A 21,042-nucleotide genomic window follows, 5' to 3' on the forward strand; every position below is an offset into this window, starting at 1 on the left:
TTCGTGCGGATTGACCCAACCGACCAAAGGAAAGCCGACATGACCATTAAAGCGATCAACGTGCGCAACCAGTTCAAAGGCGTGATCAAGGAAATCCTGATCGGCGAAGTGGTGTCCGAGATCGACGTGCAAACCGCGTCGGGGATCGTGACGTCGGTGATTACCACACGCTCGGTGCGTGACCTGGAGTTGAAGGTGGGCAGCGAAGTGATTGCCTTTGTGAAGTCGACCGAAGTGTCGATCGCCAAGCTGTAAACCCGAGTCCAGTTGTGAACCCAATCCAAATGTGGGAGCGGGCTTGCTCGCGAATGCGGTGTGACAGTCGACATCTACAATGACTGATCCACCGCTTTCGCGAGCAAGCCCGCTCCCACATTTTGTTTTGCATACAGCCGTTGGAGGGTTAGTTGAGTCGAGGGCCGCCTCCCGATGGCCGTGACCCCGGCTTCTCATCCGAGGCTTCCGGCAGTGCCTTGGGCGTTTCGCTTGGGTCCTTGTAGTCCTTGTGCAAATCCCCATCCAGCCGGTTGCTCGACGAGCCGCCGCTTTGTGGTGTGGAGTCGAAATGCTCCCACTCCGATTGCTGGAAGCGGAACAGGCTGTCATCGGTCGGCGTGTCGCGGCCGTGGTAGTGGTGTATCTCGTAGTGGGCGTATTCGACCTTATCCGCCCAGTTGTCCTGCAGCAAACCGTCGCCGGCCAGGTCGCGGTACCAGTCGTTTTCCTTCTCGGTAGCCTTCTGTTTTTTATTGTGGTCGACGAAGTAACCGATGATCCCGCCTACCACCGCCAACACCACGCCCACCAGGAACAGCGGCCCGGTCAGCGCCGCCGCCGTGCCTGCGCCAAACAGCGCCGCCGCACCCAATACCCCGGCCGACGCGCCGAACGCACCGCCCGCCACTTGCAAGCCACCTGCGGCCTGAGCCAACGGGTCTTTGCTGTCCACGCCGCTTTTGATCGCCAGGGCGCCGAGCACAATGTCGGCAAAACCACCGGCAATGTCCGTCGCCGGGCCCAACACCTTGATCACGGAACCGGCGATCTTCGCCGATTGGGAGGCGCCAAGCTTGGCCGCACCGGCTGCCTTGAGGCCGTCATCCAGGTGAGTGGCGAGGCCTTCGGTGGCTTCGGTTACCGCCTTGTCGCCCTCGCCAAACAGCTTGGCCACGCCGTCGTACTGGCTGTCGGGAACCGCGTCCAGGGCCGCAGCGATTTCCTTGCTGACCTTTGAGTCGATTTCGGTGGGCTTGCTGAAGTCGATGACTTTGCCGGCCGCACCTTCCTTGCCCCAGATTTCCGGCAGGGTCTTGTCCAGGCCGAGGAAGTCCACCAGGCCGCCCTTGCCCAGGGCTTCGCCGATCTTGTCACCGAGCTTGACGAAGTGGCTGGCGCCGCCGGCAAAACTCAGGAAGTCCTTGGCGATGGTCATGCGTTGGGCCGGGGTTTCGCCGAGCTTGCCGCCTTTGCCCACCAGTTGGTATATCCCCGAGAACAGGCTGACGCCGGCGCCCATCGAACCGAGGATGCCTTTGCTGTTGAGGGTGTTGAACACTTCGCCGAGCATGCCGCGATCCGCCACCGGGATATACGGTTTGCTCAGGGCGGTTTTCACGTCGGCTTCGCTGATGGTGCCGCTGTTCTTGTAGACGTCGCCGAGTTCTTCCAGGGCCTTGGTCACGGCCGAGGATTTCTCCTTGCCTTCCAGGCCCTCGTTGAGGAATTTCTCCAGCACTTCCTGGCTGCGGCGCGGCAGGTCCAGCAGGTTGCCCTTGAGCACGCCCTTGAGCAGGCCGAACAGGTCCTTGGTGGCCAGTTCCTTGTTGTCGTCGGAGATCTTGCTCGGGTCCGAGAGAATCTCGTTGAGGTCGGTGGTGAGGCCGTCGGCCTGGATATTCTGCGCGGCCTTGGTGGCGGCTTCCGGATCGAACAGCGACAGCGAGGTCAGGGTGTTGCTCAGGTCCTGCTGGGCTTCGTGGCTCTTGCCCTGTTTTTGCAGGTCCTTGAGGTACAGCACATAGTCGGGGTTGCTGGTCAGGTCGAGAAGCTTCTGCTTGATCTCGTCCTTGTTGGGCAGGTGACTGATGGCGTCGTCCATCTTGGTCTTGTAGTCGGCCTGCACCGTCGGGTCCTTGAACAACTCGCCGATCTGCTCCTGCACTGCCTTGCCGTCGATGATGTCGTGCATGTCGGCGGAAGTGAGCTCGGTCTGCTTGTCATCGAACTCGCGCCAGGTGGTATTGAACGGGCGCTTGGATTCTTCGTAGCCGGTGATGCCATGGCCGTTCTGGTAGGCGGCCTGGGCTTCCAGGGCGCGGACCAGTTTGGCCCGTGGGTCGTCCTTGGGAATCGAGCCGTCCTTGACGCCGGCGCGGTAGGTGTCGATCAGTTCGGTGGTGGCCAGTTCGCTGACGCTTTGGGTCGGCGACTTGTCGTCGTCCTTGTCGGCATGCACGCCGGTGTCGAGGTTGAGCACGTCGAGCTCATCGTTGCTCGGCAGGTTGTACTTGGCGCGGGTCTCGTCGACGGTGCCGGCGCTCCAGGCTTCCCATTTCGCCACCACTTCGTCGTAGAGCTGCGGGCTGAGCTCCTTGGAGACGATGACCTTGCCTTCGCTGGTTTCATAGCGGATCAGGCCATCCCCCAGCTCGTCGGGGGAACCGAAGGTGATCTCGGTGTTCTTCAGGAAGTCATTCGGCCCGGCCAGCTTGTAGCCGGCGTCTTCACTGGAGTGGATCTTGCTCCAGGTGTCCTGGGCGGTGGCCACGCTCTTGAACAGTTCCGGGCTGACGTCGGCCGATACGACGACCTTGGTGCCGTCGTGGGTTTCATAGGTCAGCACATTGCCTTGCTGGCCTTCGATCCAGCCGAAGCCCTTGTAGTCGTTCAGCTCCGGCGCCTTGGTATTGGCGTCTGCCAGGGTCGAGCCGTCGTTGAGCGCGGACTCCACGGCGGCCTTTTTGTCGGGGTTGGTGTAGACCTCGTGCAAGCCTGCCAGGTAGTCGAACAGCTTGGGGTTGTCGTCGCGGGCCACGACCATTTTCTGGCCATTGCTTTCAAAGCGGATCAGGCCGGGGCCCACTTCATCCTTGGGGCCGACGGTGGTGCCGGCGTAGGGCGGCCACACTTCGTTGTCGCTGGCGCGCTTGTAGCCGGCGTCTTCGCTGCTGCCCAGGCCGGTGAAGCTTTCATAGGCTTCCTTGGCTTTCTGGAAGGCCTCCGGGTTGTCGCGCTGGCTGATGACGAACTTGTTGCCGTCCTGGGTCTCGTAGCGAATCACGCCGGCGCCGGTTTCGTCGGGCGGACCGAGGGATTTGTAGTCGCCGAGCTTTTCCGGGGCCGTGGCGTCGCCGCCCAGGCGCTGGTAGCCGGCGGCTTCGCTGGCGTTGACGCCGGAGAGTGCCTTGAAGTCGGCGCTGACTTGCTTGAACAGCTCGGGGCTGTCTTTTTCGCTGACGATGACTTTCTTGCCGTCCTGGGTTTCATAGCGGATCAGGCCGGGGCCGACTTCGTCCGCCGGGCCGATGGCCTTGTAGTCCCCCAGGGTGGTGGGCGGTGCGGCGTCCTTGGCGGCCAGTTCATAGCCTTGTTCCTTGCTGGCAGCGAGCCCTTGCGCGGTTTTGTCGCCGGCCTCCACCTTCTTGTTGTTGGCGCTGTTCTTGAGCAGCACGTGGAACGCCGCGCCGGACTTGGGCGGTGTGAGAGGAAGGGCTTTGGGGTCGGTCGAGCGGTTGAGCGGCTGGGTCGTCATGCCATGGAACTCCTGCTGTTACCGGTGGGACGAATCGGCAAAAACAGTAACAGCAGGGGTTCGGCGGTCGTTGCGAAAAGTTGTGAATTGCGCCTTAACGGTGACGCAGGCTGCGTTCCAGGCGGGCGATGCCTTCTTCCAGCATGGCCCGTGGGCAGCCGAAGTTCAGGCGCACGAATTGCTGGCTGTCATCGCCGAATTCAATCCCGGCGCTCAAGCCGACCCTGGCCTGTTCGAGGAAGAACCGTTGCGGGTCGTCCAGGCCCAGGGCGCTGCAATCCAGCCAGGCCAGGTAGGTGCCTTGGGGCGCATGCATGACCACGCCGGGCAGGCGGGTTTGCACGGCGTTCAGCAGGTAATCGCGGTTGGCTTGCAGGTAGGCCACCAGCGCCTGCAGCCAGTCGCCGCAGTCGCTGTAGGCTGCGCGGGTGGCTTCCAGGCCCAGGGGGCTGACACTGTCGACCATGCCGCAGCGGGCTTGGTTGAAGCGCTCGCGGATCTCGGGGTTCTGGATCACCGCAAAGCAGGTCTTCAACCCGGCGACGTTATACGCCTTGCTCGCCGACATCAGGGTGATGGTGCGTTGGGCAATCTCGGGGCTGAGGCTGGCGGTGGGAATATGCCGGCGGCCGTCAAAGCACAGCTCGGCGTGGATCTCATCGGAGACGATCAGCGCACCCTGGTCCAGGCAGGCGCTGGCCACGGCCAGCAGTTCCTCACGGGGGAAGACCTTGCCCATCGGGTTGTGCGGGTTGCTCAACAGCAGCGCGCCGGCACCTTTGAGTGCCTCACGCATCGCTGGCAACGGCGTGAGGTACTCGCCCTCGGCGCTCAACTCAAACGGCACTTCGATCTTCGGCAGGTTCCAGTGGGCAGGGGCCAGGCGAATCGGGCGGTAGTTGGGGGTTTGCAACACCACCGGTTGGCCGGGCTGCACAAATGCGTGCAGCGCCATGTTGAAACCAGGCTCGACCCCCGGCAGGAACAGCAACTCATCCGGCTGTACGCGCCAGGCGTACTTGGCCCACAGATCGGCGACGATCGCCTCGCGCACGCCATCGCAGGCCACGCTGTAGCCGAGGATCTGCTGACCCAGTCGCTCGTGCAACGCTTGAAGCACGGCCGGTGGGGCAGCGATGTCCATGTCGGCAATCCACATCGGCAGAACGTCTTGCGGGTAACGACTCCACTTGGTGCTGCCGGTGCCGAGGCGGGAGTGGATCGTGTCGAAATCAAAGCTCATGGGTGGCTCGTATCAGGGAGGCGGGCGTAGAAATGGCGCTGATTCTAGCGCCATTAATTTTACGCGCCAGCGCTGATTGCCGCCCGGGCGCCCGCTTGCCGGTCAAATGCCTCGGCCAACTGCGTGTGGGCCTGTTCCAGGCTGCGCTGCACGGCGGCTGCGCCACGCACCATGGCCCCCAGATAGACGAAATCCACCGCGTGAATGCCCACGGTTCCAAGGATCGCCTGCAGGTAGGGCGTGAGGAAGTCGGGCTCGCGGTTTTTTCGCGAACTGCCGGAGCTGACCAGCACAAAGGTGCGCCGGTCCTTGAGCAGGCCAACTTTCTCAAACTGCGGATTCACCGTGAAACTGCGGTGGATGCGCACCACATGGTCGATCCAGCACTTGAGGGCCGCCGGCACCGTGAAATTGTGCACGGGGGTGCAGATGATCAACAGGTCACAGGCTTCCAGCTCGACAATCAGTTGCTCGGAGCGCTCGGTTGCCGGGCCGCTCAGGCCGCCGGGCGTGGTCAGGGCGTTGGCGTATTCCCGGGTCAGCGCCGGCAAGGCCTGGCCGCCGTAGTCGCGTTCGGTCACTTCGGCTTGCGGCGCCTGTTCGCGGAGCAGGGCGCGGGCCAGGCGGAAGGTCTGGGCGGCCTTGCCGTGGGGGCTGAAGCTCAGTAGCAGGGCGCGGGTCATTGGTCGAGGTCCTGTGAAAAGTGCATCCCCAGTGGCAGCAGGCCCTGGCGAAAATAGAAGCGTTGGGCCAGGGCCATGTGCATGCCGGTGTCCAGCACCAGGTAGCGATAGCCCAGGCGGCGGGTGTGCTGGCGTACCTCGTCCAGCAGGTGCGCACCCAGGCGTCGGCGTTGCAGGGAGGCGTCCACCACCAGGTCATCGACGTAGATAAAGCGCCCATACAGCAGGTTTTCCGTCAGGCGATAACCGGCCAGGCCCAGCACCTGGCCGTTTTCCCGGGCGGCCAGCAGGCGGTAGCCGGTTTCGCGCTGGCGCTGGATCTGCTGGACGAAGGCGTGCGGGCCTTCGAGCTTTGGCCGCAGTTGCTGCATAACGGCAAAGCAGGCCAGGCAGTCGGCGTCGCTTTCGATGTGCACAAACTCAACAGAGTCATTCATGGTTGCCGTGCTCCATGTGCGCTTTTACGGCGGCAGGGACTTTGCGAAAGCTGATGGCGACGCGGTTCAGGGCGTTCATCAGGGCGATAGCCAGGGTCAGGTCGGCAATTTCCTTGTCATCGAAGAGGGCCTTGGCCTCGGCATAGTGTTCGTCCGGCACCTCGGTTTGTGCGACCTGGGTGACCGACTCGGCCCAAGCTAACGCGGCGCGTTCACGCGGGCTGAACAACGGTAACGCTTCGCGCCAGGCGGCCAGCAGCATCAGCTTTTCCAGGCTCACGCCCTGTTTGAGCAGGTCGCGCGAATGTGAGTCCAGGCAGTAGGCGCAGCCGTTGAGTTGCGAGACCCGCAGGTACACCAGGTCAATCAATTCCTTCTCCAGGCCGCAGCCGTGGATGTAGCTGTGCACCGAGCCAAGGGCCTTGTAGCCGACGGGCGCCGCCAGGGCGTAGTCGAGACGGTGTTGCATGGGGTGCTCCTTGTTTCGTGAAGTGATGCCGTCAGTGTGGCGGCCGGGTCGCCGGCTCAATAGGGCCAAGAATGGACAAGCGGGTTGGGACAAGATCAGACTTCAGGGCTGATTCACTGTGAGCCGGATAACGATGTCGTCACTGCCCAAATACCAGGAGATCTACCGGCGCTTTCGCCAGGCCATCGACCAGGGCCAACTGCGGCCCGGTGAGCGGGTGCCGTCGGTGCGCAGCCTGGCCCAGGAACTGAAGGTGGCCCGGGGCACGGTGGAGACGGCCTACCAGTTGCTGGTGAGCGAAGGGTTCTTCCTGGCGCGGGGCCAGGCAGGAACAGTGGTGGCCGAGGCGTTGCCGCAGCGCTCGATCAAGTCGTTGCCGGTTGAACCCGAACCCGTGGCGCCGGCGTCGGCCCCGCGCCTGTTGCAGTTGGGCTTGCCGGCGCTCGACAGCTTTCCGCGCAAGCTGTGGGCGCGGCTGGTCACCCGGCAAGTGCGCCGAGTCGATGTGAACAGCCTGGCCATGGGCGATGTGCGTGGCGCCCGCTCGCTGCGTGTGGCGATCGCGCAATACCTGGCGCTGTACCGGGGCGTGGAGTGTTCGCCGGAGCAGGTGTTCGTGTGTGCCGGTTACTCGGCGTGCCTCGCGCTGGTGTGTGATGCGCTGCAGATGGCCGGCCAGCCATGCTGGTTCGAAGACCCGGGCTACCTGCATGCGCGGCAACTGCTGCTGCACCTGGGGGTGCAGTTGGTCCCGGTGCCGGTGGACCACGACGGGCTTGATGTGGAGGAGGGCGTACGGCGTGCGCCCGGCGCCCGGCTGGCGATTGTCACCCCGGCCCACCAGAGCCCGCTGGGGGTCGCCCTCGGTACTGCGCGGCGCCATCGCTTGCTCGATTGGGCACAGGCCCACGGCGGCTGGGTGGTGGAAGACGACTACGACAGTGAGTTTCGCTACAAGGGCCAGCCCCTGGCCGCGCTCAAGAGCCAGGACACGGCCGACCGGGTGATCTACTCCGGCAGTTTCAGCAAGATGCTCTTCCCGGGGCTGCGCCTGGGTTATCTGGTGGTGCCTCGGGCGCTGCTCCCGGCCTTTGAGTCCAGCGCCGGCGTGCTGCAAAACCGCAGCGCCGAATTGTTGCAAGCCACCACGGCGGACTTTCTCGACCAGGGCCATTTCACCCGCCACCTGAAAAAAATGCGCCAGCTCTACACCGTGCGGCGCGGCTTTCTGGTGGAGGCGCTGGCCAGTCATTGCGGGGCGCTTTTGCAGGTGGATGAGCAGTCCGGCGGGATCAACCTGCTGGCGCGGCTGCGGGTGGACGTCTGCGATCAGGCCGTCGCTGCGGCCGCCGCACGTGCCGGGCTGGGGATACAGGCCGTGTCGGGCTGGAGCATCGAGCCCGGCGGTCAGCAAGGCCTGTTGATGGGCTTCACCAACCTGGCGACTCGCCAGCAAGCAGTGGAAGCGGCGCTGGTGTTGCGCGAGGTCATCGACGGCGCTTTGTGAACACCGGTTGAACATCTTCATTCGCCACATCGGCCCCGAGCTTCTACCCTGAAGGCATAGCCCTCAGGACGCCAAGCGCTCATGTACAAAGACCTGAAGTTCCCGGTTCTGATCGTACACCGCGACATCAAGGCCGACACCGTTGCCGGCGACCGCGTCCGGGGCATCGCCCGGGAGCTTGAGCAGGAGGGCTTCAGTATCTTTTCGGCGGTGGACTACGCCGAGGGTCGCCTGGTGGCTTCGACCCATCACGGCCTGGCCTGCATGCTGATTGCCGCCGAGGGCGCCGGGGAAAATACCCATCTGATGCAAAACATGGTGGAGCTGATCCGCCTGGCGCGGGTGCGGGCGCCAAACCTGCCGATCTTCGCCCTCGGTGAGCAGGTCACCCTGGAAAACGCCCCAGCCGATGCCATGAGCGAGCTGAACCAGTTGCGGGGCATTCTTTATCTGTTTGAAGACACCGTGCCGTTTCTTGCCCGGCAAGTGGCCCGTGCGGCCCGCGCCTACCTGGATGGCCTGTTGCCGCCATTCTTCAAGGCCCTGGTGCAGCACACGGCGGATTCCAATTATTCCTGGCACACCCCCGGTCATGGCGGCGGCGTGGCCTATCGCAAAAGCCCGGTGGGGCAGGCGTTTCATCAGTTCTTCGGGGAAAATACCCTGCGTTCGGACTTGTCGGTGTCGGTGCCGGAGCTCGGCTCGCTGCTGGACCACACCGGCCCGTTGGCCGAAGCCGAGGCGCGGGCAGCGCGCAACTTCGGCGCCGATCACACCTACTTCGTGATCAATGGCACCTCCACCGCCAACAAGATCGTCTGGCACTCGATGGTGGGCCGGGATGACCTGGTGCTGGTGGACCGCAACTGTCACAAGTCGGTGTTGCATTCGATCATCATGACCGGCGCCATCCCGCTGTACCTGTGCCCGGAGCGCAATGAACTGGGGATCATCGGGCCGATTCCCCTGAGCGAGTTCAGCCCCGAGTCGATCCGCGCCAAGATCGAGGCCAGCCCGCTGACCCGAGGCCGACCGGCCAGGGTCAAGCTGGCGGTGGTCACCAACTCCACCTATGACGGCCTGTGCTACAACGCCGAACTGATCAAGCAGCAACTGGGCAACAGCGTCGAGGTGCTGCACTTCGACGAAGCCTGGTACGCCTACGCGGCGTTTCATGAGTTTTTCGCCGGGCGCTATGGCATGGGCACTTCGCGCACGCCCGAGAGCCCGCTGGTGTTCACCACGCACTCCACGCACAAGCTGCTGGCGGCGTTCAGCCAGGCGTCGATGATCCATGTGCAGGATGGCGGCGTGCGCAAGCTGGACCGCGACCGCTTCAACGAAGCGTTCATGATGCATATTTCCACCTCGCCGCAGTACAGCATCATCGCCTCCCTGGATGTGGCGTCCGCAATGATGGAAGGGCCGGCGGGGCGTTCCTTGCTGCAGGAGATGTTTGACGAAGCCCTGAGCTTCCGACGTGCCCTGGCCAACCTGCGCCAGCACATCGCCGCTGAAGACTGGTGGTTTTCCATCTGGCAGCCGCCGCTGGTGGCGGGCATTGACCGGGTGGTGACCGCAGACTGGCTGCTGCAACCCCAGGCCGACTGGCATGGCTTTGGCGATATCGCCGAAGACTACGTGCTGCTGGACCCGATAAAAGTCACCCTGGTGATGCCTGGCCTGAATGCCGGCGGGGCTTTGAGCGAGTGCGGAATTCCCGCTGCGGTGGTCAGTAAATTCCTCTGGGAACGTGGGCTGGTGGTGGAAAAGACCGGGCTGTATTCGTTCCTCGTGCTGTTTTCCATGGGCATCACCAAAGGCAAGTGGAGTACCCTGCTCACCGAACTGCTGGAATTCAAGCGCAGTTATGACGCCAACGTGAGCCTTGCTGTCTGTTTGCCATCGGTGTTTCAGCAGGGCCCGGCGCGGTATCAGGGATTGGGTTTGAAGGATCTGTGCGACCAGTTGCACAGCTGTTACCGCAGCAACGCCACGGCCAAGCACCTGAAGCGGATGTACACGGTACTGCCGGAAATCGCCATGAAACCGGCCGACGCCTACGACCTGTTGGTCAAGGGCGAAGTCGAGGCGGTGTCCATCGACGCTTTGCCAGGTCGGGTCGCAGCGGTCATGCTGGTGCCTTACCCGCCGGGCATTCCGTTGATCATGCCGGGTGAGCGCTTTACCGAATCGACTCGCTCGATCATTGATTACCTGGCGTTTGCCAGGACGTTCGATAGCAGTTTTCCCGGCTTTGTTGCCGATGTTCATGGACTGCAACACGAAGATGACGGCAGTGGTCGTTGTTACACCGTCGACTGCATCAAGGGTTAAGGATGTTTATGCAAGCTGTAATGAACCCGAAGTACCCGGGCCTCAGTGTCCGGGTGGCTGACGAAGGATTTGACGCCTACGTGTGGGGGAACGACTTCAGCTTTGAAGTCAACGCCTACGGCAAGCCGGAAATGGGCAAGCGCGTCGACCAGTGGGCGGTGGAGCGTATCGTGCCGTACCGCAAATGCTACGGCATCGACCCCGAGGAGTTCGCCAGCTTCCGTGACGCGGCCGACAGTGCGGTGTTCATGGCCTACCTCGATGACCGGCCCGTGGGGCATATCGTGGTCAGCACCAACTGGAACGGCTTTGCCCATGTGGATGAGCTGGCGGTGGTCTTGCCCGCGCGGCGCCACGGGGTGGCCAAGGCGTTGCTGGACGTGGCGCAGTTCTGGAGCCGCAAGAAGAACCTGCCGGGGATGATGCTGGAGACCCAGAACAACAACCTCGGTGCCTGCCGGCTGTATGAGCGCTGCGGGTATGTGATGGGCGGGATCGACCACCTGCGCTATCGTGGGATTGATCCGCAGACGCGCGAAGTGGCGATTTTCTGGTATCGGTTGTTCAAGACAGAATTGGAAGCAGTCTGAGCTTCACCGATCAACTGTAGGAGCCGTCGAGCCCCAGCGAGGCCGCGATRGCGGTAGGTCAGGCAACCTCTTTATCGACWGTGCCGCCGCCTTCGCAGCCTCGCTGAAGCTCGACAGCTCCCACATTCGATTTGCGCAASYCRAGTACTTGCGACCGAACACACAGCTCYCAGACTTCCCYCGAYCCCCTGTGGGAGCCGTCGAGCCCCAGCGAGGCCGCGATGGCGGTAGGTCAGGCAACCTCTTTATCGACTGTGCCGCCGCCTTCGCAGCCTCGCCAAGGCCCGACAACTCCCACATTCACGGCAATGTGCTTGTCAGCAGGTTTTCAGCCTTCTCGGTGACAATCTCAAGCAGCGCATTCAAGGCGGGCGATGGCTCGCTGCCCTTCAGGGTCAACGCATACAAGGTCACCACAATCGGCGGTGACAACGGGCACGCATCCAGCCCGGCTTCCCGTGCTCCGCTGGCGGTGAACGGGTCGACAATCGCCAGGCCTTCCCCGGCTTCTACCATGCTGCGCATCATCTGATACGTCTGCACCCGCGTTTGCACCACCGGCAGCGGGCGCAGGGCTTGCAGCTTGCTGTCCAGCAGGCGGCTCAGCGGGTCCTGGCCTTCAAGGCCGATCATCGACTGCCCGGCCAACTCCTGTAGCGCAATGTATTTCTGCCGCGGCTTCAGCCAGCCATGGGGCGCGAGCAATTGCAGCTTGCCATGGGCCAGCGGTTGGCTGTGGATTTGCGGGTGTTCCGGGTCGTGCAGGCTCAGGCCGAGGTCGGCTTCGTGCAGCAGCAGGCTTTTGACGATGTCCCGGGTGGAATGGCTGGAGAGGTTGCACGGCGTGTCTTGGAAACGTCGGCGCAGCACGGCGATCGCCTGGGGCAGCAGTTGATTGGCCAGCGGCGGGGTGCACAGTGCGCGCAAGGGCGGGGCATGGTGGTGCTTCAGGCTGCTGGCCAGGCGTTGCACCGGCTCAAGGGCTGCATAGAGGTGGGCGATTTCGGCCTGCAGCTCAAGGGTTTCCCGGGTGGCCTGCAAGCGTCCGCGCACACTGGCGAACAGCATGAAGCCCAACTGCAGCTCGGCATCCTTGAGGGTTGCGTCCACATCGGCCACGGGCAGTTGCAACCATTCGGCGGCGGTGCCGAGGTGTCCGGTCTGTAAAATCGCTTGAATGACTTCGATATGACGTAAACGCATGGCCGGAGTCTATGTTCAGCGCGACGTGGATTCAATGGCTCAGGCCCGGGCGTGGAAAAAAGACCCGCCACGGCAGCGCCCCAACTAGACTTGCACGATCAAGTCCCTTGGCGCCTGCAACCAGCAGGTCATACAAAGGGCGTATCAACCAGAGGATCCACGGGGGAGCCTTATCGATGCTCGGTAAAACAGACACGCGCGGGTTTTCGTTGTGGGACCTGCTGGTGGTGGTGCTGGTGGTCGGTGTGTTGGCGGTTGCGGTGGGGCCGCGGATCTTCGGCGACGTGACTCAGTCGGAAATCGCCACGGCCAAGGTCCAGTTGAAAGAGCTGGGCAAGGCAGTCGAGCGTTTTCATCAAGATGTAGGGCGTTATCCTACCGACGACGAGGGTCTGGCGGTGTTGACGGTTCAGCCAGCGGGAGAAGGGAAGTGGCGGGGCCCCTATCTCAAGGATCAGGACATGCTGACGGACCCTTGGGGCGTGGCCTATCAGTACCACTATCCTCCCAGCCAGGCCAAAACCAACTTTGATCTGTTCTCGTTCGGCAAGGACCGGACACTGGGAGGCGTCGGCGATAATGTTGATATCGCCTATGGGGAATAACGTTTTATGAAGCGTGGATCGTGGCGGATTCGCGGGTGATGATAGTGCCCGACTGAATCAGCCTGAACTCATCGCCATCCAGTTTTTCTACGCGGTCGCCAATGGCCAGCTTGTAGGTGGTGGTGGGCGCCGAGCCAGCCAGGCCGTCGAGGGGCGGGTTGGATTCCTGGAACTCATGCACCGAATAAACGCGACCTTCCGCGTCTCTGGCATGGAACTGTCCGACAAGTACTGCTGCCATCTGTTTAGAACCTCTGGAGATAAACACTCGATTTGCGGTTCTGTAGACCGTAGGAGAGCGGGGTAGTTTACCTATTGAAAAAAAATACTATTCGTTGACTTTTTCAGACATTACTTACAAATCCATCTGCGGTGTAAACGTCCCTGGGGATTGCAAAAACGCGCTGGTGATAGCGTCGCGCAGGCTCTATAACTACAAACTCCTTAAGTCAGAAATCGGGAAACCCCAATGAGCAAGGTCTACACGATTGCCGTACTGGTCGGCAGCTTGAGAAAAGAGTCGATCAACCGCAAGGTCGCCCTGGCACTGGCCGAGTTGGCGCCCGCCAACCTCAAGTTGAACATTGTCGAAATTGGCGATTTGCCGCTCTACAACGAGGACATCGACGGTGCTGCACCGCCGGCAGCCTACAGTACTTTCCGTCAACACGTGCGTTCATCCGACGCGGTGCTGTTTGTGACCCCCGAATACAACCGCTCCGTGCCGGGTGTATTGAAGAATGCGATTGACGTTGGTTCGCGCCCTTATGGCCAAAGTGTCTTCAGCGGCAAGCCGGGTGCGGTGATCAGTGTGTCTCCCGGAGCCATCGGCGGTTTTGGGGCCAATCACCATTTGCGCCAGTCGCTGGTGTTCCTCGATGTGCCGTGCATGCAGCAGCCGGAAGCCTATCTGGGCGGTGCGGGCAGCGTGTTCGATGAGTCGGGCAAGGTCTCGGAAAAGACCAAGCCGTTTTTGCAGGCGTTTATCGACGCCTATGGCAAGTGGGTGGAAAAACAGCACGGCTGATCAGCCGTGCGAAAAAAGACCCCGCTATTTAAGCGGGGTCTTTTTTGTCTGCGGTCAGGCCGCGTGGTCGGCCACTACGGCGCTATTAACGCAGCCAGTTGGTTTTCGCCAACTCGATCACCTCATCACCGCGTCCGCTCATCACCGCCTTGAGCATGTACAGGCTGAAGCCCTTGGCCTGTTCCAGCTTGATGCTCGGCGGCATCACCAGTTCCTGGGTGGCGGTGACCACGTCCACCAGCACCGGGCCGTCGTGGGCCAGTGCGCGGCGCAGGGCCGGTTCCAGGTCTTCGGACTGCTCTACGCGAATACCGAGGATGCCCATGGCGTTGGACATGGCGGCAAAGTCCGGGTTTTTCAGCTCGGTGCCGGTATCCAGGTAGCCCGCCGCTTTCATCTCCATGGCGACGAAGCCCAAAGAAGAGTTGTTGAACACCACCAGCTTCACCGGCAGGTTCAGTTGCGCCAGGCTGATGAAATCCCCCATCAGCATGGTGAACCCACCGTCGCCGGACATCGAAATCACCTGGCGCCCGGGAAACGCGGCTTGCGCACCGATGGCCTGGGGCATGGCGTTGGCCATCGAGCCATGGTTGAACGAGCCGATCAACCGGCGCTTGCCGTTCATTTTCAAGTAACGCGCCGCCCAGACTGTCGGCGAGCCAACGTCGGCGGTGAAGATTGCGTCGTCGTCCGCCAGTTCGCTGAGCAGGCGCGCAACGTATTGCGGGTGAATTGGCCGGCCGGCCTTTGACGGTTCCGCCAGGTCATCCAACCCTTGGCGGGCTTTTTCATAATGCTTGAGCGAGGTTTCGAGGAAGCTGCGGTCCGTCTTGCGGGTCAGGCGCGGCAGCAGCGCCTGGATGGTCTCACTGACGTCAGCTGCAATGCCCAGGTCCAGCGTGGCACGCCGGCCCAGTGCCTGTGGGTTGCGGTCGACCTGGATGATCTTCGCGTCGGTCGGGTAGAACTGGCGATACGGGAAGTCGGTGCCGAGCATGATCAGCGTGTCGCAGTTGAGCATGGCGTGGTAGCCGGAGCTGAAGCCGATCAGGCCGGTCATGCCGACGTCGAACGGGTTGTCCCACTCCACATGTTCCTTGCCGCGCAGGGCATGCACCACGGGCGCGCCGAGGGCGTCGGCCAGGGCCACCACCTCATCGTGGGCGCCGGCACAGCCGCTGCCACACAGCAGGGTGACTTTGCCGCTGTGTTCGAGGATGTCGGTGAGGCGTTGCAGGTCCTGTTCCGCCGGCAAGGTGCGCGGTGCCAGCAGGGCCGGCCACGGTTTGAATTTATCTTCTACTTCCAACAGTGACACATCCCCCGGAATCACCACCACCGCTACGCCGCGGTTGAGGATCGCCGAGCGCATGGCACGGTGCAGCACGTGAGGCATCTGCTCGGGGTTGGTCACCAGCTCGATAAAGTGGCTGCACTCCTTGAACAGTTCCTGGGGATGGGTTTCCTGGAAGTAGTTCAGGCCGATCTCGGAGGAGGGGATCTGTGCGGCAATGGCCAGCACCGGCACGTGGTTGCGATGGCAATCGAACAGGCCATTGATCAAGTGCAGGTTGCCGGGGCCGCAGCTGCCGGCGCATACGGTCAGTTCGCCGGTGGCGGCGGCTTCGGCACCGGCGGCAAACGCGGCCACTTCTTCGTGGCGCACATGCATCCACTCGATGCTGTCCATGGTGCGCAGGGAGTCGGTCAGGCCGTTGAGGCTGTCGCCGGTCAGGCCCCAGATGCGCTTGATGCCCGCCTGTTCAAGGGTGGTCGCCAATTGCTGGGCCAGGGTGATTTTCGCCATGAAGAACTCCAATCGTCAGTGAGGGTAAAAAGCTGCTGATCAGTTAAGGACAGTTCCATGGCGCTGAATGCTCCCCGCTCAATGTGAAGAATTGGTCATCGCAGCGCGATATTGCCGAGTGCGGCGGGCGATAAACAGTTGGTCTTTTATCAACGCCAGCAGCGGCGTCACCCCGGGGTTCGGCTGGCGGCCACGGCTCAGGCGGCGAAGCTGATAACGCACCACTGCCATGTTCGCCAGGCTGGCCAGGGGTTTGCGCTTCCAGCGGATCGGCGGCAATTGCGGGTTGAGATCGCGGCCGGCGCGCCATTGCTTGATCAGGTGCGGCTCCAGGGTCAGGGCAGTGGCGATCCCGGCCATGGCGATGCCGCTGTCCAGGACTTGCTGCACGATCGGCAAGCGCCGGATGCCGCCGGTGACCATCACCGGCATGTTGGCGACTTTCGCCAAGTCGCTGGCCATCTCGATGAAATAGGCTTCGCGGGCCAGGGTGCGTCCGTCGCGAGCCTCGCCTTGCATGGCCGGGGCTTCGTAGCTGCCGCCGGACAGTTCCAGCAGGTCGATGGCCAGCGGGTTGAGCAGCTCGACCACGGCATGGGCGTCGGCGGCGTCGAAGCCACCGCGCTGGAAGTCGGCGGAATTGAGTTTCACCGCCACGCAGAAATCCGCGCTCACGGCGGCGCGCACGGCTTTGATCACCTCCAGCAACAGCCGAGCGCGGTTTTCAACGCTGCCGCCCCAGCGGTCTGTGCGCTGGTTGCTCAAGGGCGAGAGAAACTGGCTGAGCAGGTAGCCGTGGGCCGCGTGAATCTGCGCACCGCTGAAGCCGGCCTTTTCGGCGAGACGCGCGCTGGTGGCGAAGCGCGTGATGACGTCCTGGATATCGTCCTCGGTCATGGCCTTGGGTTGGGCGAACATCTTCGAAAAGCCGCCGAGATCGAGGGCCACCGCCGAAGGTGCCAGGGCCTGCTGGCCGAGGTTGGCCATGGTCTGACGGCCCGGGTGGTTGAGCTGCACCCAGAACTGCGCGCCCTTGGCCCGGCCAATCGCGGCCCATTGGCGAAACTTGTCCAGGTGACGTTCGTCTTCCAGCACCACGCCGCCGGGGCCGGTCATGGCACGGCGATCAATCATCACGTTGCCGGTCAGGATCAGGCCGGGCTCGCCGTCGGCCCAGGCTTGATACAAGCGCATCAGGGCCTCGGAAGGCGCCTGGTTCGCATCCGCCATGTTCTCTTCCATCGCCGCCTTGGCGATGCGGTTACTGATGAGCTGGCCGTTGGGCAATTGCAACGCTTCAAAGGGCGACATGCTTGACTCCTCACATTGGGAGCGCTCAGGCTAAGCTTAAAGGTCACTTTAAGGTCAATGGGGTTGGCGATGAATATTGGTGAACTGGCGGAACGCAGCGGCTTGGCAGCCTCGAAGATTCGTTTTTACGAAGCCCAGGGGCTGATCCAGGTCGAGCGACAAGGTAATGGCTATCGCCGTTATCCCATGCAGACGTTGCAGACGCTGCAATTGATCCAGGGCGCTCAGCGCGCCGGTTTCAGCTTGCAGGAGTTGAAGGCGCTGATGCCCGACGATTCGCCGAGCGAGGCGAAACGCGCCGATATCGTCTTGAGGCTTGAGCGCAGGATTGCGCAGATAGAAGAGCTTCAAGCCCGAATGGACCAGAGCAAGGCCGAGTTACGCGCGGTGATCGCCACGATCCAGGCGCACCCGGAAGGCACGCCGTGCACCCAGGCGCAGGACAAGGTCTGGGCCTCAATCGAGGCGCATAAAAAAACGCCGCGCATCTGACGATACGCGGCGTTCGTTTACAGCAACAAAACCTTAGGCTTGAACCACAGGGATGTTGGCGCTTGCAGCAATTTCACGGAACTCGGCGATCTGGTCAAAACTCAGGTAGCGATACACGTCGCTGGCCATGGTGTTGATCTTCGCGGCGTATTCCATGTACTCCTCGACGGTCGGCAGGCGACCCAGGATGGAAGCCACCGACGCCAGCTCGGCCGAAGCCAGGTAGACGTTTGCGCCGTCACCCAGACGGTTCGGGAAGTTACGGGTCGACGTCGACACAACGGTCGAGTTCGGCTCTACACGTGCCTGGTTACCCATGCACAGCGAGCAGCCCGGCATTTCCATGCGCGCGCCGGCCTTGCCGTAGATGCCGTAGTATCCTTCTTCGGTCAGTTGGTGAGCGTCCATCTTGGTCGGCGGCGACAGCCACAGACGGGTTGGCAGCTGACCCTTGACCTGATCCAGCAGTTTACCGGCAGCGCGGAAGTGACCGATGTTGGTCATGCACGAACCGATGAACACTTCGTCGATCTTCTCGCCAGCAACGCTGGACAGCAGACGGGCGTCGTCCGGATCGTTTGGCGCGCAGAGCACAGGCTCCTTGATGTCGGCCAGGTCGATCTCGATGATTTCCGCGTATTCGGCGTCAGCATCGGCAACCATCAGCTCAGGGTTGGCAACCCAGGCTTCCATCGCTTGGGCACGACGTTCCAGGGTACGCGCATCGCCGTAGCCTTCACCGATCATCCAGCGCAGCAGGGTGATGTTGGAGTTCAGGTACTCGGTGATGGATTCTTTCGACAGCTTGATGGTGCAACCGGCAGCCGAACGTTCAGCCGAGGCGTCGGACAGCTCGAAGGCTTGTTCGATGCTCAGGTTGTCCAGGCCTTCGATTTCCAGGATGCGGCCGGAGAAAGCGTTCTTCTTGCCTTTCTTCTCTACGGTCAGCAGGCCAGCCTGGATCGCGTAGTAAGGAATGGCGTGAACCAGGTCACGCAGGGTGATACCAGGCTGCATTTCACCTTTGAAACGCACCAGGATCGATTCCGGCATGTCCAGCGGCATCACGCCGGTGGCGGCGGCGAACGCTACCAGGCCGGAACCGGCCGGGAACGAAATGCCCATCGGGAAACGGGTGTGGGAGTCACCACCGGTACCGACGGTGTCCGGCAGCAGCATGCGGTTCAGCCAGCTGTGGATGATGCCGTCGCCCGGACGCAGCGATACGCCGCCACGGGTCATGATGAAGTCAGGCAGGGTGTGGTGGGTGGTCACGTCGATCGGCTTTGGATAGGCCGCGGTGTGGCAGAACGACTGCATTACCAGATCGGTGGAGAAGCCCAGGCACGCCAGGTCTTTCAGTTCGTCACGGGTCATGGGACCGGTGGTGTCCTGGGAGCCGACGGTGGTCATCTTCGGTTCGCAGTAGGTGCCTGGACGAACGCCAGCCACGCCGCAGGCCTTGCCGACCATTTTCTGCGCCAGGGTATAGCCCTTGTCGCTTTCAGCCGGGGCTTCCGGCAGCTTGAACAGGGTCGAAGGTGGCAGACCCAGCTCGGCACGTGCCTTTTCGGTCAGGCCACGGCCGATGATCAGCGGGATACGACCGCCGGCACGGACTTCGTCCAACAGGACCGGAGTCTTCATTTCGAAGGTGGTCAGGACTTCATCGCTGTTGTGCTTGGTGACTTTGCCAGCATGCGGGTACAGGTCGATCACGTCGCCCATGTTCATGTTGGTAACGTCGAACTCGATTGGCAGTGCGCCGGCATCTTCCATGGTGTTGTAGAAGATTGGAGCGATCTTGCTGCCGAAGCAGAAGCCGCCAGCGCGCTTGTTCGGCACGTAAGGCACGTCGTCGCCGAAGAACCACAGTACCGAGTTGGTGGCCGATTTACGCGACGAACCGGTACCGACCACGTCACCGACGTAGGCGATCGGGAAGCCCTGGCCGCGCATTTCTTCGATCTGCTTCATCGGGCCGGTCTTACCTTGCTCATCCGGCACGATGCCTTCACGGGCCATTTTCAGCATGGCCAGGGCGTGCAGCGGAATGTCAGGGCGGGACCAGGCGTCCGGGGCAGGGGACAGGTCGTCGGTGTTGGTTTCGCCGGTGACCTTGAACACGCGCAGGCTGATCTTGTCGGCCAGGGTCGGGCGGTTCTTGAACCACTCGCCGTCGGCCCAGGACTGGATCACGGCTTTGGCGTGTTCGTTGCCGTTCCTGGCTTTTTCCGCGACGTCGTGGAAAGCATCGAACATCAGCAGGGTGTGCTTGAGTTGGGCGGCAGCGACGGGGGCCAGGGTGGCGTCGTCCAGCAGCTCGACCAGGGTCACGATGTTGTAGCCGCCTTGCATGGTGCCGAGCAGTTCAACAGCGCGTTTCTTGTCGATCAGGGGAGAAGTGGCTTCGCCCTTGGCCAGGGCAGACAGGAAACCGGCCTTGACGTAGGCAGCTTCGTCAACGCCTGGTGGAATGCGGTTGGTGATCAGGTCAACGAGGAATTCTTCTTCGCCAGCCGGGGGATTTTTCAGCAGCTCGACCAGGCCTGCGGTTTGTTCGGCGTTAAGCGGCTGGGGAACGATACCCAGGGCTGCACGCTCTTCGATATGTTTGCGGTAGGCTTCAAGCACAGTTATTACCCTCATCAGTGGTCCCACGGGACGCTCATCCAGAAATGCACGGCACGCATGCGCTCAGGGGCTTTTTGGGCCGTAGAGCCAGCGCTGCCGGCAATCCTCACAGAAGCTGCTTTCAAAGTTTTACGCCTGCAGAACGGAGCTGATGAGGGTTGGCGCTGGCTATTTACCGGGTAAATAACCATCGCCAACACCGTTCTTTAGGAACGACTGTGCTCGTGACGCTTTGAAAACAGCTTCCAACGGATTATTGGCGCCTTACAAGGCCGGATGATTCTACGGCAAAAAAATTCTAAACGTAAGTTGCCGCGCCAAGTTTGCAGGGTGATCAACCTTAGACAAAGGGCTAACATGTGCAACTGTTTCGCTGATTTGTGCGTTGTCGACCATGTCTAACCAAACCATCAAGACCCCCTGCGTAGGCCTGTGCTCCACGGTTTACGGCGATCTTGTGTGCCGGGGGTGCAAGCGGTTTCACCATGAGGTGATTCAGTGGAACGGGTATAACGAGGAAGAAAAACGTGCGGTTTGGCTGCGGCTGGAGCAGTTGTTGGTGCAGGTGATGGCCGGGAAGCTTGAGGTGTTTGACCCTAAAATGCTGCGGGGGCAGCTGGAGCAGCGCAAGATTCGGTTTGTGCCGCATCAGTCGGAGTACTGCTGGGCGTATCAGTTGATTGCCCGGGGAGCTCGGGTGATCAGCAATCTTGAGGCTTATGGGATGGTGTTGATGCCGGAGTTTCGGGAGTGGGGGTTGCCTGAGTTGCGGGATGCCATTGACCGGGAGTTTTTTATTTTGTCCGAGGCGCACTATCAGCGGTATATCGCGCCGGGGTTTTTGCGGGATGCTTTTGGTAGCTGACTGTGTACATATCCGTTGCTGCGGTAACGGCCACTTATGGTTCCGCTCTTACAGCGGCTCACTTTGGAAAAGCCCCAA

General features: G+C 61.9%; 18 protein-coding genes. 8 read left to right on the plus strand and 10 right to left on the minus strand.

Going from position 1 to position 21,042, the window contains the following annotated elements; translation table 11 throughout:
* The first annotated feature begins 39 nt into the window (after positions 1 to 39).
* Complete coding sequence (locus A462_RS28985; RefSeq protein ID WP_003217010.1) at positions 40 to 255, plus strand: TOBE domain-containing protein; 216 nt, start codon at positions 40 to 42, stop codon at positions 253 to 255.
* Positions 256 to 403: 148 nt separating this feature from the next.
* On the opposite strand, the gene A462_RS28980 is transcribed toward A462_RS28985, so the two are convergent.
* From A462_RS28980 to A462_RS28960, 5 genes are all read right to left on the minus strand, one after another.
* Positions 404 to 3,751: a hypothetical protein gene (locus A462_RS28980; RefSeq protein WP_008431323.1), complete on the minus strand. Its 3,348-nt coding sequence runs from the start codon at positions 3,749 to 3,751 to the stop codon at positions 404 to 406.
* Positions 3,752 to 3,845: 94 nt separating this feature from the next.
* Complete coding sequence (locus tag A462_RS28975; protein WP_008431324.1) at positions 3,846 to 4,994, minus strand: MalY/PatB family protein; 1,149 nt, start codon at positions 4,992 to 4,994, stop codon at positions 3,846 to 3,848.
* Between the two features lie 59 nt (positions 4,995 to 5,053).
* Positions 5,054 to 5,677, minus strand: a complete 624-nt coding sequence (locus A462_RS28970; protein ID WP_008431326.1) for an FMN-dependent NADH-azoreductase — start codon at positions 5,675 to 5,677, stop codon at positions 5,054 to 5,056.
* On the minus strand, positions 5,674 to 6,114 hold the full coding sequence (locus tag A462_RS28965; RefSeq protein ID WP_008431328.1) for a GNAT family N-acetyltransferase: 441 nt from the start codon (positions 6,112 to 6,114) through the stop codon (positions 5,674 to 5,676). Before A462_RS28965 ends, A462_RS28970 begins: the two co-directional genes overlap by 4 nt.
* Positions 6,107 to 6,583, minus strand: coding sequence for a carboxymuconolactone decarboxylase family protein (locus A462_RS28960; RefSeq protein WP_003217021.1), 477 nt, complete (start codon positions 6,581 to 6,583; stop codon positions 6,107 to 6,109). The genes A462_RS28965 and A462_RS28960 overlap by 8 nt, the downstream gene beginning before the upstream one ends.
* A 133-nt stretch (positions 6,584 to 6,716) precedes the next feature.
* On the opposite strand from A462_RS28960, the gene pdxR reads away from it, so the two are divergent.
* From pdxR to A462_RS28945, 3 genes are all read left to right on the plus strand, one after another.
* Positions 6,717 to 8,090 carry a MocR-like pyridoxine biosynthesis transcription factor PdxR gene (gene pdxR, locus A462_RS28955; RefSeq protein WP_008431330.1) on the plus strand — a complete coding sequence of 458 codons (1,374 nt, stop codon included), beginning with the start codon at positions 6,717 to 6,719 and terminating at the stop codon, positions 8,088 to 8,090.
* 81 nt (positions 8,091 to 8,171) lie between these two features.
* The gene (locus A462_RS28950; protein ID WP_008431331.1) at positions 8,172 to 10,427 is read left to right on the plus strand and encodes an Orn/Lys/Arg decarboxylase N-terminal domain-containing protein; all 2,256 of its coding nucleotides are present in this window, start codon (positions 8,172 to 8,174) and stop codon (positions 10,425 to 10,427) included.
* A gap of 20 nt (positions 10,428 to 10,447) precedes the next feature.
* Entirely contained in the window at positions 10,448 to 11,017 is a 570-nt protein-coding gene (locus A462_RS28945; protein WP_003217028.1) for a GNAT family N-acetyltransferase, read from the plus strand.
* A 300-nt stretch (positions 11,018 to 11,317) separates the two neighbouring features.
* Here A462_RS28945 and A462_RS28940 read toward each other — a convergent pair whose 3' ends face one another.
* Positions 11,318 to 12,220, minus strand: a complete 903-nt coding sequence (locus A462_RS28940) for a LysR substrate-binding domain-containing protein (protein WP_008431332.1) — start codon at positions 12,218 to 12,220, stop codon at positions 11,318 to 11,320.
* Between the two features lie 176 nt (positions 12,221 to 12,396).
* Between A462_RS28940 and gspG the strand changes: the two genes are divergently transcribed.
* Complete coding sequence (gene gspG, locus A462_RS28935; RefSeq protein ID WP_008431333.1) at positions 12,397 to 12,825, plus strand: type II secretion system major pseudopilin GspG; 429 nt, start codon at positions 12,397 to 12,399, stop codon at positions 12,823 to 12,825.
* Between the two features lie 4 nt (positions 12,826 to 12,829).
* Here the strand turns inward: gspG and A462_RS28930 are convergent, their stop codons facing one another.
* Positions 12,830 to 13,066, minus strand: coding sequence for a hypothetical protein (locus tag A462_RS28930; protein WP_003209248.1), 237 nt, complete (start codon positions 13,064 to 13,066; stop codon positions 12,830 to 12,832).
* 228 nt (positions 13,067 to 13,294) lie between these two features.
* Between A462_RS28930 and A462_RS28925 the strand changes: the two genes are divergently transcribed.
* Complete coding sequence (locus A462_RS28925) at positions 13,295 to 13,852, plus strand: NADPH-dependent FMN reductase (protein ID WP_008431334.1); 558 nt, start codon at positions 13,295 to 13,297, stop codon at positions 13,850 to 13,852.
* A gap of 85 nt (positions 13,853 to 13,937) precedes the next feature.
* On the opposite strand, the gene poxB is transcribed toward A462_RS28925, so the two are convergent.
* Both poxB and A462_RS28915 read right to left on the minus strand, forming a co-directional pair.
* Positions 13,938 to 15,662, minus strand: coding sequence for a ubiquinone-dependent pyruvate dehydrogenase (poxB, locus tag A462_RS28920; RefSeq protein WP_008431335.1), 1,725 nt, complete (start codon positions 15,660 to 15,662; stop codon positions 13,938 to 13,940).
* A gap of 78 nt (positions 15,663 to 15,740) precedes the next feature.
* Positions 15,741 to 16,973 (minus strand): NADH:flavin oxidoreductase/NADH oxidase family protein, encoded by a 1,233-nt coding sequence (locus A462_RS28915; protein ID WP_008431337.1) that lies wholly within the window; start codon positions 16,971 to 16,973, stop codon positions 15,741 to 15,743.
* A 69-nt stretch (positions 16,974 to 17,042) separates the two neighbouring features.
* Between A462_RS28915 and A462_RS28910 the strand changes: the two genes are divergently transcribed.
* The gene (locus A462_RS28910; RefSeq protein WP_008431339.1) at positions 17,043 to 17,465 is read left to right on the plus strand and encodes a MerR family transcriptional regulator; all 423 of its coding nucleotides are present in this window, start codon (positions 17,043 to 17,045) and stop codon (positions 17,463 to 17,465) included.
* Between the two features lie 33 nt (positions 17,466 to 17,498).
* Here A462_RS28910 and acnB read toward each other — a convergent pair whose 3' ends face one another.
* Complete coding sequence (gene acnB, locus A462_RS28905; protein WP_003209239.1) at positions 17,499 to 20,099, minus strand: bifunctional aconitate hydratase 2/2-methylisocitrate dehydratase; 2,601 nt, start codon at positions 20,097 to 20,099, stop codon at positions 17,499 to 17,501.
* A gap of 394 nt (positions 20,100 to 20,493) precedes the next feature.
* On the opposite strand from acnB, the gene A462_RS28900 reads away from it, so the two are divergent.
* Positions 20,494 to 20,964 (plus strand): DUF1289 domain-containing protein, encoded by a 471-nt coding sequence (locus A462_RS28900; protein WP_008431341.1) that lies wholly within the window; start codon positions 20,494 to 20,496, stop codon positions 20,962 to 20,964.
* The last annotated feature ends 78 nt before the right edge of the window (positions 20,965 to 21,042 follow it).

Source organism: Pseudomonas sp. Ag1 (assembly GCF_000278565.1).
GTDB lineage: Bacteria > Pseudomonadota > Gammaproteobacteria > Pseudomonadales > Pseudomonadaceae > Aquipseudomonas.

Coding starts and splice junctions, on each gene's coding strand:
- A462_RS28915 (WP_008431337.1), bottom strand. CDS start 16,973: ATGTCGCCCTTTGAAGCGTTGCAATTGCCCAACGGCCAGCTCATCAGT.
- A462_RS28925 (WP_008431334.1), top strand. CDS start 13,295: ATGAGCAAGGTCTACACGATTGCCGTACTGGTCGGCAGCTTGAGAAAA.
- A462_RS28970 (WP_008431326.1), bottom strand. CDS start 5,677: ATGACCCGCGCCCTGCTACTGAGCTTCAGCCCCCACGGCAAGGCCGCC.
- A462_RS28965 (WP_008431328.1), bottom strand. CDS start 6,114: ATGAATGACTCTGTTGAGTTTGTGCACATCGAAAGCGACGCCGACTGC.
- A462_RS28930 (WP_003209248.1), bottom strand. CDS start 13,066: ATGGCAGCAGTACTTGTCGGACAGTTCCATGCCAGAGACGCGGAAGGT.
- A462_RS28945 (WP_003217028.1), top strand. CDS start 10,448: ATGAACCCGAAGTACCCGGGCCTCAGTGTCCGGGTGGCTGACGAAGGA.
- A462_RS28985 (WP_003217010.1), top strand. CDS start 40: ATGACCATTAAAGCGATCAACGTGCGCAACCAGTTCAAAGGCGTGATC.
- A462_RS28960 (WP_003217021.1), bottom strand. CDS start 6,583: ATGCAACACCGTCTCGACTACGCCCTGGCGGCGCCCGTCGGCTACAAG.
- A462_RS28900 (WP_008431341.1), top strand. CDS start 20,494: ATGTCTAACCAAACCATCAAGACCCCCTGCGTAGGCCTGTGCTCCACG.
- A462_RS28950 (WP_008431331.1), top strand. CDS start 8,172: ATGTACAAAGACCTGAAGTTCCCGGTTCTGATCGTACACCGCGACATC.
- A462_RS28975 (WP_008431324.1), bottom strand. CDS start 4,994: ATGAGCTTTGATTTCGACACGATCCACTCCCGCCTCGGCACCGGCAGC.
- pdxR (WP_008431330.1), top strand. CDS start 6,717: ATGTCGTCACTGCCCAAATACCAGGAGATCTACCGGCGCTTTCGCCAG.
- A462_RS28980 (WP_008431323.1), bottom strand. CDS start 3,751: ATGACGACCCAGCCGCTCAACCGCTCGACCGACCCCAAAGCCCTTCCT.
- A462_RS28940 (WP_008431332.1), bottom strand. CDS start 12,220: ATGCGTTTACGTCATATCGAAGTCATTCAAGCGATTTTACAGACCGGA.
- poxB (WP_008431335.1), bottom strand. CDS start 15,662: ATGGCGAAAATCACCCTGGCCCAGCAATTGGCGACCACCCTTGAACAG.
- gspG (WP_008431333.1), top strand. CDS start 12,397: ATGCTCGGTAAAACAGACACGCGCGGGTTTTCGTTGTGGGACCTGCTG.
- A462_RS28910 (WP_008431339.1), top strand. CDS start 17,043: ATGAATATTGGTGAACTGGCGGAACGCAGCGGCTTGGCAGCCTCGAAG.